General features: G+C 49.5%; 13 protein-coding genes and 1 pseudogene. 2 read left to right on the forward strand and 12 right to left on the reverse strand.

Going from position 1 to position 15,258, the window contains the following annotated elements:
* Positions 1 to 146: 146 nt before the first annotated feature.
* The 7 genes from glcT to JO375_RS04840 all read right to left on the reverse strand — a co-directional run bounded on the left by glcT (position 147) and on the right by JO375_RS04840 (position 8,651).
* Positions 147 to 998 carry a glucose PTS transporter transcription antiterminator GlcT gene (glcT, locus tag JO375_RS04810; RefSeq protein ID WP_229523385.1) on the reverse strand — a complete coding sequence of 284 codons (852 nt, stop codon included), beginning with the start codon at positions 996 to 998 and terminating at the stop codon, positions 147 to 149.
* A 198-nt stretch (positions 999 to 1,196) separates the two neighbouring features.
* Positions 1,197 to 2,732, reverse strand: coding sequence for a flotillin family protein (locus JO375_RS04815; RefSeq protein ID WP_229523462.1), 1,536 nt, complete (start codon positions 2,730 to 2,732; stop codon positions 1,197 to 1,199).
* A gap of 48 nt (positions 2,733 to 2,780) precedes the next feature.
* Complete coding sequence (locus JO375_RS04820) at positions 2,781 to 3,299, reverse strand: protease (protein WP_229523386.1); 519 nt, start codon at positions 3,297 to 3,299, stop codon at positions 2,781 to 2,783.
* A 173-nt stretch (positions 3,300 to 3,472) separates the two neighbouring features.
* On the reverse strand, positions 3,473 to 4,636 hold the full coding sequence (locus JO375_RS04825) for an iron-containing alcohol dehydrogenase (RefSeq protein WP_229523387.1): 1,164 nt from the start codon (positions 4,634 to 4,636) through the stop codon (positions 3,473 to 3,475).
* A 184-nt stretch (positions 4,637 to 4,820) separates the two neighbouring features.
* Positions 4,821 to 6,464 carry a UDP-glucose--hexose-1-phosphate uridylyltransferase gene (locus tag JO375_RS04830; protein ID WP_229523388.1) on the reverse strand — a complete coding sequence of 548 codons (1,644 nt, stop codon included), beginning with the start codon at positions 6,462 to 6,464 and terminating at the stop codon, positions 4,821 to 4,823.
* Positions 6,465 to 6,481: 17 nt separating this feature from the next.
* Positions 6,482 to 7,471, reverse strand: a complete 990-nt coding sequence (galE, locus tag JO375_RS04835; protein ID WP_229523389.1) for a UDP-glucose 4-epimerase GalE — start codon at positions 7,469 to 7,471, stop codon at positions 6,482 to 6,484.
* A gap of 1 nt (position 7,472) precedes the next feature.
* Positions 7,473 to 8,651 (reverse strand): galactokinase, encoded by a 1,179-nt coding sequence (locus JO375_RS04840; RefSeq protein ID WP_229523463.1) that lies wholly within the window; start codon positions 8,649 to 8,651, stop codon positions 7,473 to 7,475.
* Positions 8,652 to 8,871: 220 nt separating this feature from the next.
* Between JO375_RS04840 and JO375_RS04845 the strand changes: the two genes are divergently transcribed.
* A complete protein-coding gene (locus tag JO375_RS04845) occupies positions 8,872 to 9,738 on the forward strand; it encodes an AraC family transcriptional regulator (RefSeq protein ID WP_229523390.1) in 867 nt (288 codons plus the stop codon).
* Between the two features lie 180 nt (positions 9,739 to 9,918).
* Here JO375_RS04845 and JO375_RS04850 read toward each other — a convergent pair.
* The 5 genes and pseudogenes from JO375_RS04850 to JO375_RS04870 all read right to left on the reverse strand — a co-directional run bounded on the left by JO375_RS04850 (position 9,919) and on the right by JO375_RS04870 (position 13,832).
* Positions 9,919 to 10,306 (reverse strand): annotated as a pseudogene (locus JO375_RS04850) (winged helix-turn-helix transcriptional regulator).
* Positions 10,307 to 10,395: 89 nt separating this feature from the next.
* Positions 10,396 to 11,415 carry an L-glyceraldehyde 3-phosphate reductase gene (gene mgrA / locus JO375_RS04855; protein ID WP_229523391.1) on the reverse strand — a complete coding sequence of 340 codons (1,020 nt, stop codon included), beginning with the start codon at positions 11,413 to 11,415 and terminating at the stop codon, positions 10,396 to 10,398.
* A gap of 84 nt (positions 11,416 to 11,499) precedes the next feature.
* Complete coding sequence (locus tag JO375_RS04860) at positions 11,500 to 12,243, reverse strand: NAD-dependent protein deacylase (RefSeq protein WP_229523392.1); 744 nt, start codon at positions 12,241 to 12,243, stop codon at positions 11,500 to 11,502.
* Positions 12,231 to 13,010 carry an HAD family hydrolase gene (locus JO375_RS04865; RefSeq protein WP_229523393.1) on the reverse strand — a complete coding sequence of 260 codons (780 nt, stop codon included), beginning with the start codon at positions 13,008 to 13,010 and terminating at the stop codon, positions 12,231 to 12,233. Before JO375_RS04865 ends, JO375_RS04860 begins: the two co-directional genes overlap by 13 nt.
* A gap of 15 nt (positions 13,011 to 13,025) precedes the next feature.
* Positions 13,026 to 13,832 carry an alpha/beta hydrolase gene (locus JO375_RS04870; protein ID WP_229523394.1) on the reverse strand — a complete coding sequence of 269 codons (807 nt, stop codon included), beginning with the start codon at positions 13,830 to 13,832 and terminating at the stop codon, positions 13,026 to 13,028.
* A 310-nt stretch (positions 13,833 to 14,142) separates the two neighbouring features.
* On the opposite strand from JO375_RS04870, the gene JO375_RS04875 reads away from it, so the two are divergent.
* Positions 14,143 to 15,168: an acyltransferase family protein gene (locus JO375_RS04875; protein WP_229523395.1), complete on the forward strand. Its 1,026-nt coding sequence runs from the start codon at positions 14,143 to 14,145 to the stop codon at positions 15,166 to 15,168.
* The last annotated feature ends 90 nt before the right edge of the window (positions 15,169 to 15,258 follow it).

The raw sequence follows: 15,258 nt of genomic DNA on the forward strand, positions 1-15,258 counted from the left end.
CTGTAAACAATCATAACTTAAAACAACTCATGCCTGATCGAATCAGTAACACGTTACTATGTTCAATTGTTGTCTTGCTTATTACAACGTTGATTATAGCACCCTGTTAACAGTGAGGCAATACTTTTTTATTTCCCGGGTCATGATTACTCTCCCTGCTCTTTGCGTTGGGACAATCGCTGCAGATGCATCGTCAAGTAGCTGACCTCAGCCGGATACACAGGCTTCCGAAGCCTTTTCTCCATAATTTTTGTGAGCTTCCAGGCCAGCATGTACATTTCCGGATACTCCTCATTTAAAAGCTTGTCCAAACGATTAATCTCCTGCACAATTTCACCCCGGCGCACCCGTTCAATGGCGAATCTCAGATGAGTCAGCAGGCGGGAATAATCGAGGGACAGGAGAGGAATACGATAATCAAGAGTAGTCTCGACTACTTGAACCATATCCGCTATCAGACGTGAATCCTTCCTAACCTCGGAAATATGCTGGTTGGTCATGGCACTATAAATATGCAGGGCCACAAATCCGATCTCATCTTCTCCCAAATCCACGTCCATCTTTTCCCTGATCATTGATACAGCCTGTTCGGCCATCTTGTATTCCTGGGGATAGATTTCCCTGGTTTCATACAGAAACGGATTATGAATCGTGATCCCCTGTTTCTGACGGTTGATCGAAAAGGCGATGTGGTCGGTTAAAGCAATCAATATGTGCTCATTCAGAGGCTTCTTCGCTTGAAGCTGAACAAGGTGAAGAACCTCACCGATGACCTCAATGAGCTTTTCATCCAGCTCAGGCAGCAATCGCTTGTATTGCTCCTGCTCTTCATGGCTTTTTAATATAAACAATTTTTCTACTGAATCCAACGTTATAAGATCACCGGGCCTGCGATTGAAACCGATTCCTTTTCCAATCACGACAACCTCACTATGCTCGGGATGCATCCCTATAATCACATTGTTGTTCAGCGCTTTTGCCACTTGTAGGCTGCTCACATCCGCACCTCTTTTTATCAGAACCTTGATCCTAAGAATTATAGCATGTAGTTCAGAGGAATCCACGTTAAAGTACCAAATATTCCGTTAAAGGTCAATAAAAAGAAAACGCTTTTCATCACAATTACTGGGAAAAGCTGTGATGAAAAGCGGGCTTTCAGTTGTAGTTCAGGGTATCTGCTCCCGAAAAACTTACAGCTATTCTTGGTTTGTTGGTGCTACCTCCACTGGGGCATGAATGTGCAGCATTTCCGCTTCTTCGGAGAAAGGTACAGCATCAAGGCCATTTTTCCCCGTGGTTAGTCCCTTAATTAACTGCTCCACATCGATACCGGATACGCTTTTAAGCATCTCGGGAGCTGTAGCCATCAACTCCGTGACATAATTGCTAACACGTGCTGCTCCTTCCCCTTTGCCTGTATCAACCACCGTCAGTTTGTCGATGGACGCAATCGGCTCGGCTATGCGGCCAGCCAGATCAGGCAGCATTTTGACGATAATATCAAGCACGGCTGCCTCTCCAAACTTCTGGAACGCCTCCGCCAGTTTTTCCTTGGCCTCGGCCTCGGCCAAACCACGCAATCGGATGACGTCCGCCTCCGCTGTACCTTTGGCACGCTCCGCATCCGCTTCTGCTTGCCCGTTCAGGCGCTTTTGTTCAGCTGATGCTTTGGCCTGTGTCTCAATCGAGTATTGCAGCGATTCCGCCTCACGCATTTTACGCGATTTATCCGCTTCCGCTGCTTGTTCTACCGCATACCGATCTGCTTCCGCTTTCTTTTTCACTTCCGCATCATATTGCTTTTCACGAACCTGAATTTCCTTGGCTTGAAGATCAATTTCCCGCTCCTTGCGAACCAGTTCGACCTTCATCTGCTCTTCGACAGCTGTCTGCTTGGCACGAGCCTCCTGAATATGATAAGCCTGATCTGCATCGGCCTTGGCTGTATCCTGCTCTTTCTTGAACGCAGCCACTTTCAGTTCCTTCTCCTTGGCGGCCTCGGCAATATTGGTATCCCGCAGCAGCTCGGCCTTCTGGCCTTCCTGTTCGGCCAGCGCCTTCTGAATGCGGGCATCGCGCACAGCTTCCGCCTCGGCAATCTCTGCATCCCGTTTGACCGCCGCAATTCTCGGCTTGCCGAGCGCATCCAGATACCCATGTTTGTCACGCACATCTTTGATCGTGAATGATACAATCTGCAAGCCCATCTTTTTCAGATCGCGGGCAGCTACGCCCTGTACTTCCTGGGCAAACCGGTCCCGGTTGCGGTACACTTCCTCCACTGTCATCGAGCCGAGGATTGCACGCAAATGCCCCTCCAGCACTTCCTGCGCCTCTCCCCTCAGAGCCTCCAGCGGCTTGCCGATAAATTGCTCCGCTGCTGTCGCCACATCCTCAATGGAACTGCCAACTTTAATAATCGCTACACCATCAGCAATTACCGGAACCCCTTGCTCTGTGTACACTTCCGGTGTAGTAACGTCAAGTTTGTGGGACAAAAGAGAAATAAATTCTGACTGCTGAAAAACAGGCCAAATGAACGCTCCGCCGCCGCGCACAATTTTGATTTTGCGGCCAGATTCATCTTCGGAAATATTTTTGTTTCCCAAAAAAGAACCCGTCACGATCATTCCTTCATCCGGTCCAACCGTTTTGTAGCGGGCCCAGAAGGCGAGCCCCAATATGACAATAACGATGACAACAATCCCAGGGACCAGCACAACATCCTGCAAATTCGGCACTCCCGTTCACACTCCCTTCAAGTTAGCTGAATGCGCCGTCTATGTGTCCAGATACGCTACACGTACGACGCCCTCTGCGACCTCCACCACGACGATACGGGTCCCCGCAGCCAGCGGATTGTGATCAAAGCTCGATGCTGTATGTATGGTGTTGCCTGCACCTAAGCGGATCATAACCTCCCCGTAACCAACCTCAGGTACCGGAATGGTGACCTCGCCGATCCTGCCAGTAAGCTCACTCATGGAGAAGCCGCTAGACACCTCCGAGTTCGACATTGGCTTGATAAACGCAAAAAATACAAGTATTCCAATGACCAGGGCAACACCAAGAGCAAACACAACGATCCACCCTGTGCTTAGCCCTGTATATTTTGTCAATAATACCCCAGCCCCGCCAAAAGCAGTTATGGACCCAAGCAAAACGACTGGCCTGAACCAATCAAGGCCCGGCAGCTCCAATGCACCATCCAGCCAGCTGCCGAGTACATCCCCGATGAGTACACTGATCACTGTAAAGATAGCGCCTCCTGCCAATATCCACCAAAATATGGTTTCCATGCGGCTCCTCCTTCCATGTACCTTTTCAGTCTTGGTTTCCAGCCTATAACTATGTTTACGTATTCAGCCTGAAAAAGTTTCAAATTTTTCCTCTGCCCCCTGGAATAAAGCCAAAAAAGCACGTCTATACGTCAAATGACGTATAGACGTGCTTAAAGCGCTCCGAAGCCGATTTACAGGGAAGCCTTGTAAATTTCTACGACATCTTCGCGGTTGAGCTTGTTAAAGCCACCGAAAGGACCGAATTTTACAGCTTTATCAGCCATAACATCGATTTTGGAAGCATCGATATCGTAATCTGCCAGGCGGCTAGGCGCACCTATGGAGTTCCAGAAATCACGCAAGGCCTGAATGCCTTCCAGCCCTACTTCTTCATCACTCTTGCCTTTCGGATTCACATGGAATACATTTACAGCCAGTTGCTTGAAGCGTTCAGGTTTTACATGCAGATTGTGTTTCATCCAGTTCGGGAACAGAATAGCCAGGCCGCCGCCATGCGGAATGTCATAAACCGCAGACACAGCATGCTCAATATTATGAGTGGCCCAGTCACCTGTCAGCCCCATGTTCAGGAAACCATTCAGCGCCATTGTGCCACAATACATGATCGTTTCACGCAGCTCATAGTTTTCCAGATCGTTAACCAGCCCTGGAGCTGTATCAATGACTGTACGCAAAATCGTTTCGCACCAGCCAAGTTGAACTGGCGTATTCGATTCCAAATGGAAATAATGCTCCAGCGTATGTGACATCATATCCACAATTCCATAAACGGTTTGGTCTCGCGGCAGAGAAAAGGTGTTCACTGGATCGAGGATGGAAAATGCAGGGAATGCATATACGCTGCCCCAGCCCAATTTTTCCTGTGTTTTTTCGTTCGTAATAACAGAACCTGCGTTCATTTCGGAACCTGTAGCCGCCATCGTCAGAACGGTACCTAATGGCAGGGCCGCCTTTGCCGTCGCTTTGCGCTCCGCAAAATCCCACATGTCTCCATCGTATTTTGCACCGACAGCGATGGCTTTGGAGCAGTCCAGCACACTACCGCCACCCACAGCCAATACGAGGTCGATTTGATGTGTTCTGCACAATTCCACACCTTTATGTACGGTAGACAAGCGAGGATTGGGTTCCACACCAGCCAGTTCAGTTACCTCGGCACCGATTTCACCAAGCAAGCTCATTACATTATCGTACAAACCGCTGCGCTTAATGCTGCCGCCGCCATATACAAGCAATACACGTTTACCGTATTTAGGAACTTCACGCTTGAGAGCCTCCAATTGCCCTTTACCGAAGATCAATTGTGTTGGATTATAAAATTCAAATGCTTTCATCGCAAACGCTCGCCTCCAATATATTTAAAGTTTAATGTTAAGAAACTACTCTATTATAACCTTTTCAGTCACAGTAAACAAATTGGATTGGTTGGCAGAAAAAAACCACACTCCTGAAGGAGTATGGTTCCATGTCATATCTTGGGAGGGTTCTCGTACTATATTATGCATCACACAAGCTATTTTATTCTCCCAAGGTAAATCCCAATTGTTTCATAAAACGGCCAAAGGCCTCGAGGCCGGACGGATTCCGTTTATATACACCCGCATGCTCGAGAATTTCGCTGAATTTCAGGCCAACTTCATTTTGTACGGTACGGACAGCCGTCTCCTTGTCAGACAAGTAGCCAAATCGTGCGTTTAACTGATAAATCCAGTCTGCATGCTTATACAGTGGATGTTCTTCCTCCTGCATGGCCGCAGCCAGTTCATCGTTCCCACACAATATATCTGCAATTCCATCCAGTTCATCTTTAAGCCGCCCCGGTAAAATGGCAAGTCCCATCACTTCGATCAGGCCGATATTTTCCTTCTTGATGTGGTGCATCTCACGATGAGGATGAAAAATACCTTCCGGATATTCATCACTTGTGCGATTGTTGCGCAGCACTAGATCCATTTGATATCTTCCTTGGGCATCCCGGCGCACAATTGGCGTTACCGTGTTATGCGGAATCGTTTCCCCTTCCTGCTCTGTATGAGAGAGGACATCGGCCGCAGGATCGCTGTAAGCTTTCCAGGCTTCAAAAGCTGCATTTCCCACTTCCAGCAGCGCCTCGGCATCCGTTGACGCAAAACGGATCACCGACATCGGCCAGTTCACAATGCCAGCCGTAACTTGCGGGAACGCCTTATTATAATACACGCTGTCCACGCCTGCTTTTTCAATCGGGAATGTATGGCGTCCGCCTTGAAAGTGATCATGAGTCAGAATCGATCCGCCGACAATCGGCAGATCCGCATTGGAGCCGATAAAATAATGCGGAAACGCTTTCGTAAAGGCCAGCAACTGCCGCAGCGTATCTTTCGTCAGCTTCATCGGCACATGATCATGATGAAATACGATGCAATGCTCGTTGTAATATACATAAGGCGAGTACTGAAAAAACCACGGCTCTCCGTTCAGCTCCACCGGAATGATGCGTAAATTTTGACGCGAAGGGTGGTTTACCCTTCCGGCATAGCCGACGTTCTCACGGCATAATTGACACTTGGGATAAACCGGCGGCGGAAGCAGCGTCGCCATCGCAATTTCCTTCGGACTTTTCTCCGGCTTGGACAAATTAATGGTAATTTCCATATCCCCGTAAGGTGTCGGCTGATTCCAGTACACATTGCTGGCAACCCGGTCCATTCGAATATAGTTCGAGTCAATAGAGAGCCGGTAAAAAGCATTTGTCGCCGCCTCTATGCCACGTTCAGCCTTCGTTTGATGGAAGTCACGGATGACCTCAGAAGGTCTCGCCATCAGCAAGCCCATGATTTTGGAGTCCAGCAAATCACGGTACGTATCTGTGTTTTCAGGGATAAGCCCTATGGCAAAGCCATAATCAATCAATACATTAAGCACAGGCTGGAGAACTTCAGGGGCGGTCACGCCCCCTGCCTCCCCACCTGTGTAAGGCTCCGAGAAGCCGAACTGATCGAGCAGCAAATTACGGCTGTAATCCGTATCGTGTAAACTGATCAGGCCCCGGTCCTGCGCGAATGCAACCAATTGCTCCACCGCATATAGAGCTGCTTGCTGCATCGTTTCATCCATGTTGCGGGCCAGATGTGGGCTATGCTCCCGGTCCTGGCTCTTGGCTGCAGATTGATTCTCGCTCATATGTCATCGTCTCCTGTCTACTCGTCACCGTAACCTTGAGGATGAGACTGGTGCCAGCCCCATGCTCCGCGAATAATATCCTCCAGCCGGGTCCGTGTCGGGTTCCAGCCGAGTACGGAACGAGCCTTGTCAGAAGATGCAACCAATATCGCAGGATCACCCGCGCGGCGTGGTTCAACCACAACCGGGATGTCAAGTCCAGTGACCTTGCGTGCCGTCTCAATAACTTCCCTCACGGAGAAGCCCTGTCCATTCCCCAGGTTGAATACATTGCTGTCATTGCCTTCGCGCAAGTAGTTGACTGCACGCACATGGGCATCTGCCAGATCGCTTACATGAATATAATCACGGACACATGTTCCGTCAGGTGTCGCATAATCCTCGCCAAACACTGCGATGTGCGGACGCTGTTTCAGTGCTGTTTGCAGCACCAGCGGGATCAGATGGCTCTCCGGACGGTGATCTTCACCGATTTTGCCGCTCTCGTGTGCGCCAGCCGCATTAAAATATCGCAAGGACACATATTTAATGCCCAATACTTTATCAAACCACGACATCATGCGCTCCATCATCAGCTTTGTTTCACCATACACGTTGGTTGGCTCTGTACGGTCACCCTCTTCAATCGGCACCTTTTCCGGTTCGCCATAGGTTGCGGCGGTGGAGGAGAACACGATTCGGCGTACTCCCGCTTCCTTCATGGCCTCCAGCAGGCTCAGCGTGCCAAACACGTTGTTGTCATAATATTTCCCGGGATTTTGCATACTTTCCCCAACCAGCGAGTTAGCTGCAAAATGGATGACCGCGTCGATGCTATTTTCGGAAAACAGTTTGGACAGCAGTGCTCTGTCTCGCAAATCCCCTTCATACAGCTTGCCTCCAAGCAGCGCTGCCTTGTGCCCAGTCTGCAAATTGTCCAGCACAACCACTTCTTCCCCTCGATCCAACAGTTCTGATACGGTATGTGAACCGATATATCCTGCTCCGCCTGTGACTAGAATGGCCATGTTATTCGTCCTCCTTCAGTTCTTTAACTCCGTCTCCCGCCTTACATACATAAAAGCTGGCTTCCAGCCCTGTACGGGTCTGATAAGCTTCGCCGACTTCCTTCACAAAACGTTCCACATCATCCTCATGAACCAGGGAAACCGTACAGCCACCAAATCCGGCTCCCGTCATACGCGAACCCAACGTACCAGGTATGAGCCGTGCCTCCTCGACCATGACATCCAGCTCCGTGCAGCTAACCTCATACAAATCGCGCAATGAATCATGCGAAGCATTCATCAACTGCCCAAAAGCGGCGAGGTCATTGGCCGCCAGAGCATCGACCGAGGCCAGCACACGAGCGTTTTCCTTGATTACATGCTGTGCCCGGCGGCGCACCGTTTCATCCGCGATGTGATACTGAAGCTCGCCAAAACGGGCCTCATCCAGGTGAGCGAGGTATTCCAACGCCGGCTCCTGCTGCTGCAAAATGGACAGCGCTTCGGTACACTGGCTGCGGCGCTCGTTATAAGCTGAATCCACCAACCCGCGGCGCTTATTCGTGTTGCCGATCACCAGCTTATAGGCACCGGTGCGGAACGGTACTTTACGGTACTCCAGCGTATCGCACATCAGCAAAATGGCATGATCAGCCGCGCCGTTCGCCACCGCGAACTGGTCCATAATTCCGCAGTTAACGCCAACGAAATTGTTTTCGGCGCGCTGGGACAACAATGCAATCTCGACCGTGTCCGTTGTCTGTTTTTCGGTCGCGAGGAACGCGTATCCGGTCACCACCTCAATGGAGGCAGAGGAGGATAAGCCGGCACCGTTCGGTATTTCTCCGTGATAGAGCAGGTCGTATCCGCTGGACGGATAAACTCCCTTTTCAGCCAGCTCCACCAGCACGCCAACCGGATAGTCGACCCACTCACCAGTTTTATTTTGACCTATTTCTCCGCGTGGGATGGATGCTTCATACGAAAGGTTTGTCGAAGCAAAATGAATTTCATCATCATTACGCGCACGAAGGATCAGCGTTGTACCGAATTCCAGTGCAGCCGGAAGTACATAGCCCCCGTTATAATCGATATGTTCTCCAATCAGATTGACACGCCCCGGTGCATGAAATATCCGCAGTTCATGACTGTTTTGACCATATTTCTCAATAAAATGTTTCTTTAACTCAGCAGAGTTCATATCCGCATCCACCTCATTCACGTTAGTAAAGGTCCCCCTGACTTCCCTGTGACAATCATAATCAGGTGTACGCTTCTTATGAATTCAGTATAAATGAAAGCGTCACACAGTGTAATGCATCCATGTGTTGAAGGTATGGATAAATGTGACTTTGATATGTACAATATAAGTATAACGCATTCGCTAAACTATTCACAAATGCAGGAAGGGTGACCCTATTTTGCGAGCGCATTCATATAGTTATGCTGTCGCCTCCAATCCGGTACTGTATGAAAATAGCCCGCTGCACGTGCTCTTTGCAGGGGAAAGCCAGACCAAATCAGGTCATGCCGTGGGACCGAAGCTCTATGATTACTATCTGCTTCATTTCGTGGAATCGGGGAAAGGTATTTTTCGAACGGAGCAGCATACGTACCAGCTTGAAAAAAACGATTTTTTTCTAATTCATCCCGGCCAGCTTGTGAGCTATACCTCTGATGAAAAAGAACCGTGGCGCTATCGCTGGTCTGCTTTTACAGGATACCTGACCGAGCAGGTGGTGCAGGAAGCCGGACTGCGTGTTCATCAGCCGGTCTTTCATGCTTCCGATCATAATCCCATTCCTGGTTATCTGGAACAAATGCAGCTGGACTTCTACACCAGAAAATCCAGCTCCCATCTTTCAGCATTAGGCCATCTATATCTGATCATGGGTGAAGCAGGCAATCATCTAAGTGACTGGTCTGATCCGTCAGGGGCGGATTCGCAAATTCGGCGCACCGTTAAGCAGATGGTTCAATACATGTCTACTCAGTACGCACACCCTGTTTCCATTGAACAAATGTCAGAAGGGCTTGGGTATAATCGTGCTTACTTGTCCCGGATTTTCAAAAAGGAGACGGGCGTCTCCCCTGTCACCTATCTGCTCAAGCTGCGGATCGACAAATCTCGTCAGCTGTTGCGCGAGCGTCCCGATCTGTCCGTAGAGCAGGTAGCCGCCTCGGTCGGATTAACCGACGCTTTATATTTTTCACGCCAATTCAAGCGCTTCTGTGGACAGTCACCAACCGAGTACCGAAACAGGGTCAAGCAATATCCACAGCCCTGAGACAGGATGCAGCGATTTGCATAGGCCCCCTGCTTCTGACCGTTGATCGGACTTTTTGGGCAACGAAGGCTGCGACAGGTTCATTAGTATCGTTCACAGTTACGACTTAGGTTGGCTGGCAAACGTAACAGAAACGGAGGGGAGAGGAAGGCTGAAGAAATGGTAGCTGGTCACTTAAATTCACTCTATACAGCAGCCTTGAAATTCTTCCAAAACCTTGGATTTGTCTATCATGAATCTTTTCCAGGTGATCCTCTCCCCAATAGCATAACTGGTCTAGCGCGGGTTTTAATCCCCAGCCGTAGCGCGTTAACTCATACTCCACTTTAGGAGGAATCTCATTATAAACCTTGCGTGTAACGATCTCATCCTTTTCCAGGCCTCTGAGCTGAGTGGTCAGTATTTTTTGAGTAATGCCAGGCGTTAACCGACAAGCTCAGACGTTCGTTTCCGTCCTGTCATCAAATGGTAAATAATCAAAGGCTTCCATTTTCCTCCCATTACTTCTACAAGCCGCTTCCACTCCAACTTGATACTTCTTTTGATGCCAAGGATCATTAACAAACAGCCCGCATCCTTTAACGCTGCGGGCTGTCTCATCCTATTTGAATAAAAAAATACAACTGGTGCCGATGATTGAGGTAGATCTATATGTCTTTAGGCTGTGCCGCCTTCCTGAGCATTCCCGGTATGCAAAATGGAATCAATCCGGTCCAGCTCCTCCTGTGAAAAGTCCAGCTTGGACAAAGCTGCAACGTTCTCTTCAATTTGGCTTACACGGCTCGCTCCAATCAGGACGGAGGTCAGACGGCCACCACGTAGAGCCCAGGCCAGCGAAAATTGAGCCAGACTTTGCCCGCGTGCAGCTGCCATCTGATTCAGCACACGCACCTTGCGAAGCGTTTCAGGTGTCACATGGCCCTCATTCAAGAAAACAGATGTACTCGCCGCACGTGAATCCTCGGGAATGCCGTTCAGATATTTATTGGTCAGCAATCCCTGAGCCAGCGGGCAAAAGGCAATGCTGCCTACTCCGTTTTCGTCAAGCACGTCCTGTAATCCGTGTTCAATCCATCGTTCGAGCAGTGAATATTTCGGCTGATGAATCAGAAGCGGTGTTCCCAGCTCCTTCAAAATACGCGCCGCTTCTGCCGTCTGCTCTGCGCTGTAGTTAGATACGCCCACATACAGCGCTTTGCCGGAGCGAACGATATGGTCCAGCACCTGCATCGTTTCTTCCAGCGGTGTATCAGGGTCAAAGCGGTGAGAATAAAAGATGTCGACATAGTCCAGCCCCATCCGCTTCAGACTCTGATCGAGACTGGAAATCAGATACTTGCGTGAGCCCCATTCCCCATAAGGTCCGGGCCACATATGGTAGCCTGCTTTGGTCGAAATGACCAGTTCATCTCGATATGGTCTCAGATCACCAGCCAACACATGTCCAAAAAACTCCTCTGCCGAGCCTGCAGGGGGGCCGTAGTTATTCGCCAAGTCAAAATGCGTAATCCCCAAATCAAAGGAGCGTGTAATCATGCTGCGGCCATTCTCCGCGTTGTTGATGCCGCCAAAATTGTGCCACAGCCCCAACGAAATGGCTGGCAGTTTAAGGCCTGATCTCCCTGTACGGTTATATTTCATGCTTTCATAACGATTGTCATCAGCCAAATAAACCATGCTATCCCTGCCTCTCTCGGAACATTGTTATGTCCGTTCCAGCAATATCATAGCGCTTTTATCCGGCCGTTGACAAGAAAACGATTACAATCCTAACTGATCACCGATGTTCTCCATCACTTTTCCGATAGGCTCCGTGATCAGGAGGTCTGCCTTATGGTCATACGAGGTGGGGTCGGCATTCAGCAGAACCGTATGTTTACCGTGAAAATAAGTGATCAGACCTGCTGCAGGATGCACTGTCAACGATGTGCCTCCGATTAACAGCAGATCGGCCTGCGAAATGGCCCGAACGGACTTGATTAGGATATGCTGATCCAGCTCCTCCTCATATAAAACAACATCCGGTTTGATGATGCCCCCATCTATCGGACATTTGGGAACAGTCTCCTTGCTGTCCATTACCTCACTCAGACTGTAAAAGCGCCCGCACTTCATGCAATGGTTGCGATGCACTGAGCCATGAAGCTCAAGTACATTGACACTGCCTGCAGCCTGATGCAATCCGTCAATGTTTTGCGTCACCACCGCTTTAAGAGAGCCTTGTTGTTCCAATGACGCAAGAAAACGGTGGCAGTCGTTTGGCTCTGCATGAGGATGCAGCATTTTGCTGCGATAAAAGCCGAAGAACACTTCAGGATGCTTTACAAAAAAAGAACGGCTCAGCATAATCTCAGGAGAATAGGGCAGTTTTTCCTCGCTCTGATACAAGCCAGCCGCTGAACGGAAATCGGGAATACCGCTTTCCGTTGATGTCCCCGCTCCGCCGAAAAAAACAATATTTTGCGATTCCTGTATCCATTCAGCCAGCATCTTTACTTTGTCCATGTTTGACGCACCTCCAGTTCTTCATATGTGCGGATAACAATGTCAGCGTCCAGTAAATGATCCGAACGTTCCGGCTGCGGTGCAAATCCAATGGACAACCCTACCCCGGCACGCTTGCCCATCTCCATATCTCCGTTGCTGTCTCCGATAACAACCACATCCGATGGCGACAGTCCCAGCAAAGTGCAGGCTTTTTCAGCCATTTCCGGGTCAGGCTTGCCGTACGTAACCCTGTCGTGTCCAATGACCTCGTCAAAATACGATGTCAGCCCCATCCACTCCAAATGCTCCTGCGCGGCCTCTGTACTGTCAGAGGTCACAACTGCCAGCTTCACTCCGGCGCGGCGGCTTTGCTCCAGCAATGCCCTCAGCCCTGGAAACCCCTTGACGGCCCGGTGTCTGCGAATATCAGCCATCGCCGTATTATTAAAATCACGGACAAGCCACACGGCTTCATTCCACGGCACGCCGGCTGCATACAGCTGCCAAGCCAGCACGCCCGTGCTTTCATCCACCGTCCCCATGGCCAGCGGACCGGCAGGATCATAGCCAATCACGTGCCCCTGCCGGTCGTGAACGGTACCTAGAACGTTACTTTTCTCCACGGTAAAACCGGTACCCGCCAAGGCAAGATGCTGTTCCATCATATCCAGTATAGAACGAGCCCAGGGGCCCCACAACTGAATAAAATCCAGCAGCGTGCCATCCTTATCCAATAAAATACCGCGGCAAGGGTACCGCTTCCCCTGCACGATCAGCTCTGACATGCAGTTTGCCTCCCTTTATTGGTTTTTAGGAGTAGAATCCACACTCTCTTTCATCCAGTCCTGCAAAGCCTCCACCGACTGATTCCATTGCTCCGCGGCACTAATTTGGGCGGTGTTATCTCCCTTTTGAGCTCCGTAGCTCCCGAACTGGGCATGATTCCCGCCCTCAACTGTAAAATACAACGTATCGGCTGGTAAGTAAGCTCTGCCGCTCTGAACCTGATCCATATTTATAATTCCATCATCACTTCCCAAAAGAGAAATGACAGGCAGATTTTTATTTTTTAAATCGCCCTTGCTATCCGGGTAGGAAGCGAGAAAAAATACGCCCTTGATCTGTCCGGCATGTGCAGTGGCGTAACGGGCTGCCATGACACCACCCAGCGAATGGCCTCCGATAACAAAGCTTTCTTTCGGATAAGCCTTGAGCACTTCACCCGCCAAATTCGGAGAAGTTAATGGCAGGTTCAGCGGCATTTTTACAATAACTGCATGATGCCCCTTTTCCGCCAGACGTCTTGCCAATGGAGCGTAGCTTTCGGGCTTCACCAATGTCCCCGGATACAAAATAACACCAGCGCCGCTTGGTTTGGCAGGCTCAAAACCGATCCAATGCTCTTGCTCATTTACCTTTACGGCATCAGCTTCTTCTGCTAATGCAGCTTCCGCCGTCTCATCAGGCTGATAAGGTGTAAATACCTTCCATGCTCCCCAGCCTGCAATCAGCACAATGACAATCAAAATACCCAGCAGTATTTTCCAAATTTTTCGCGGGCCTCGTGTTCCATAGGAATTGTATGATCTTCTTGTTCTTCTTCTCATGTTAAGTGTTCCTTTCATTTTCATGCCTCGTGTTTCGTAAAATGAATGTAAAAGATACGGCTGCTCAGCGCCTAACTATAACCTTGTTAGGGTAACATCGTTGTACATGCAGGGTCAAATCAGCAGACATTTCCAGCTGTTAGCCTGTCTTTTTATGCTGTTCAAGCTTTTGCCACACAAAAAGGACATGATAGCGCTTACAATTGTGAAATAAATCACAATCAAAAAACCCATTGTATCGTACCTTGTTCCTGTAAAGAATTATTTTTTAAATAATTTATACGGCCAAAGGCCGTTCGGAGGGAAACACATGACGACAAGCCATGATGCACAAGGGGAAAGTTTTTTTCTCAATTTGCGATTTATGTTGATCATATGTGTATTTGCTGGGAATGCTCTGGAGCCCCTGACCAGCTCACTTCATATCGCTGAGCAATGGTTCAGATGGATATTTATGTTCCATATTCCGCTGTTTGTGCTTGTCACGGGGTATTTTGCCAAATCCTCTCTGACCGGATCGGCAGGCCGTAAGGTCCTGCTCCAGATTGGCATGCAATATCTAATTTTCCAATCACTTTATTCAGTTTTGGATGTCGCACTCTTTCACGTTCCACGAATCCATCATTCTTTTTTCGCACCTTACCTGCTGCTCTGGTTCCTTGCCAGCCATATCTGCTGGAGACTGTTGATGCTGGCTTTGCAGGGAGTGCCGCCTGTCCTCCAATTGGGCATATCTGTACTGCTGGGTATTCTTGTCGGATACCTTCCCGTGGAAGGGATATGGCTAAGCGTATGCAGAACCTTTGTTTTTTTTCCTTATTTTATAGCAGGGTATCACTTGAACTATGCTGATGTTCGGCGCTTCTTTACCGTTCCGGTCCGGGTGACCGCTGGGGCTGTATCCGTTCTGCTCTTGGTGTTGGCAGGAACGTCGTATTTCGGCATCCCGGCAGGCTGGCTGTACGGCAGCATGACCTATGGAGAGCTGGGCCACGCCGAATGGTACGCAGGGATTTACCGCATCGGGATGTATGGCGTTCAATTGCTGGCATCCATGGCGTTTCTGAGCTTTGTCCCAGCAATCACAGGGCGTATCACCGAAATGGGACGGCGGACATTGTACGTCTTCCTGCTCCATGGTTTGATCGTCCGCACCGTTGTTGCAAAGGGAGTTTATGAATATATCCATAACCCGGCGGAGGTCATTTTAATTGTCGTGTGTGCAGCAGGTCTGTGCTGTTTGTTGACCATGCCTTGGGTTCGGGCAGCCACTCGGCCTCTGATCGAGCCGCAAGTAGATTGGATGCTGAAACCGGCTCCGTATCCTTTTAGGTGATCTGCATTATTTTTCAGCTTCCCTTTTACCGGCAAAAACTCGTATAGAACAAGCTTGAGCCCACCCGTTATATGGCGGAGTGGGCTCAGC

This window comes from Paenibacillus farraposensis, from assembly GCF_020736845.1.
GTDB classification, from domain to species: Bacteria; Bacillota; Bacilli; order Paenibacillales; family Paenibacillaceae; genus Paenibacillus; species Paenibacillus farraposensis.

Coding starts and splice junctions, on each gene's coding strand:
- JO375_RS04820 (WP_229523386.1), bottom strand. CDS start 3,299: ATGGAAACCATATTTTGGTGGATATTGGCAGGAGGCGCTATCTTTACA.
- JO375_RS04825 (WP_229523387.1), bottom strand. CDS start 4,636: ATGAAAGCATTTGAATTTTATAATCCAACACAATTGATCTTCGGTAAA.
- JO375_RS04830 (WP_229523388.1), bottom strand. CDS start 6,464: ATGAGCGAGAATCAATCTGCAGCCAAGAGCCAGGACCGGGAGCATAGC.
- galE (WP_229523389.1), bottom strand. CDS start 7,471: ATGGCCATTCTAGTCACAGGCGGAGCAGGATATATCGGTTCACATACC.
- JO375_RS04840 (WP_229523463.1), bottom strand. CDS start 8,651: ATGAACTCTGCTGAGTTAAAGAAACATTTTATTGAGAAATATGGTCAA.
- mgrA (WP_229523391.1), bottom strand. CDS start 11,415: ATGGTTTATTTGGCTGATGACAATCGTTATGAAAGCATGAAATATAAC.
- JO375_RS04860 (WP_229523392.1), bottom strand. CDS start 12,243: ATGGACAAAGTAAAGATGCTGGCTGAATGGATACAGGAATCGCAAAAT.
- JO375_RS04865 (WP_229523393.1), bottom strand. CDS start 13,010: ATGTCAGAGCTGATCGTGCAGGGGAAGCGGTACCCTTGCCGCGGTATT.
- JO375_RS04870 (WP_229523394.1), bottom strand. CDS start 13,832: ATGAGAAGAAGAACAAGAAGATCATACAATTCCTATGGAACACGAGGC.
- JO375_RS04875 (WP_229523395.1), top strand. CDS start 14,143: ATGACGACAAGCCATGATGCACAAGGGGAAAGTTTTTTTCTCAATTTG.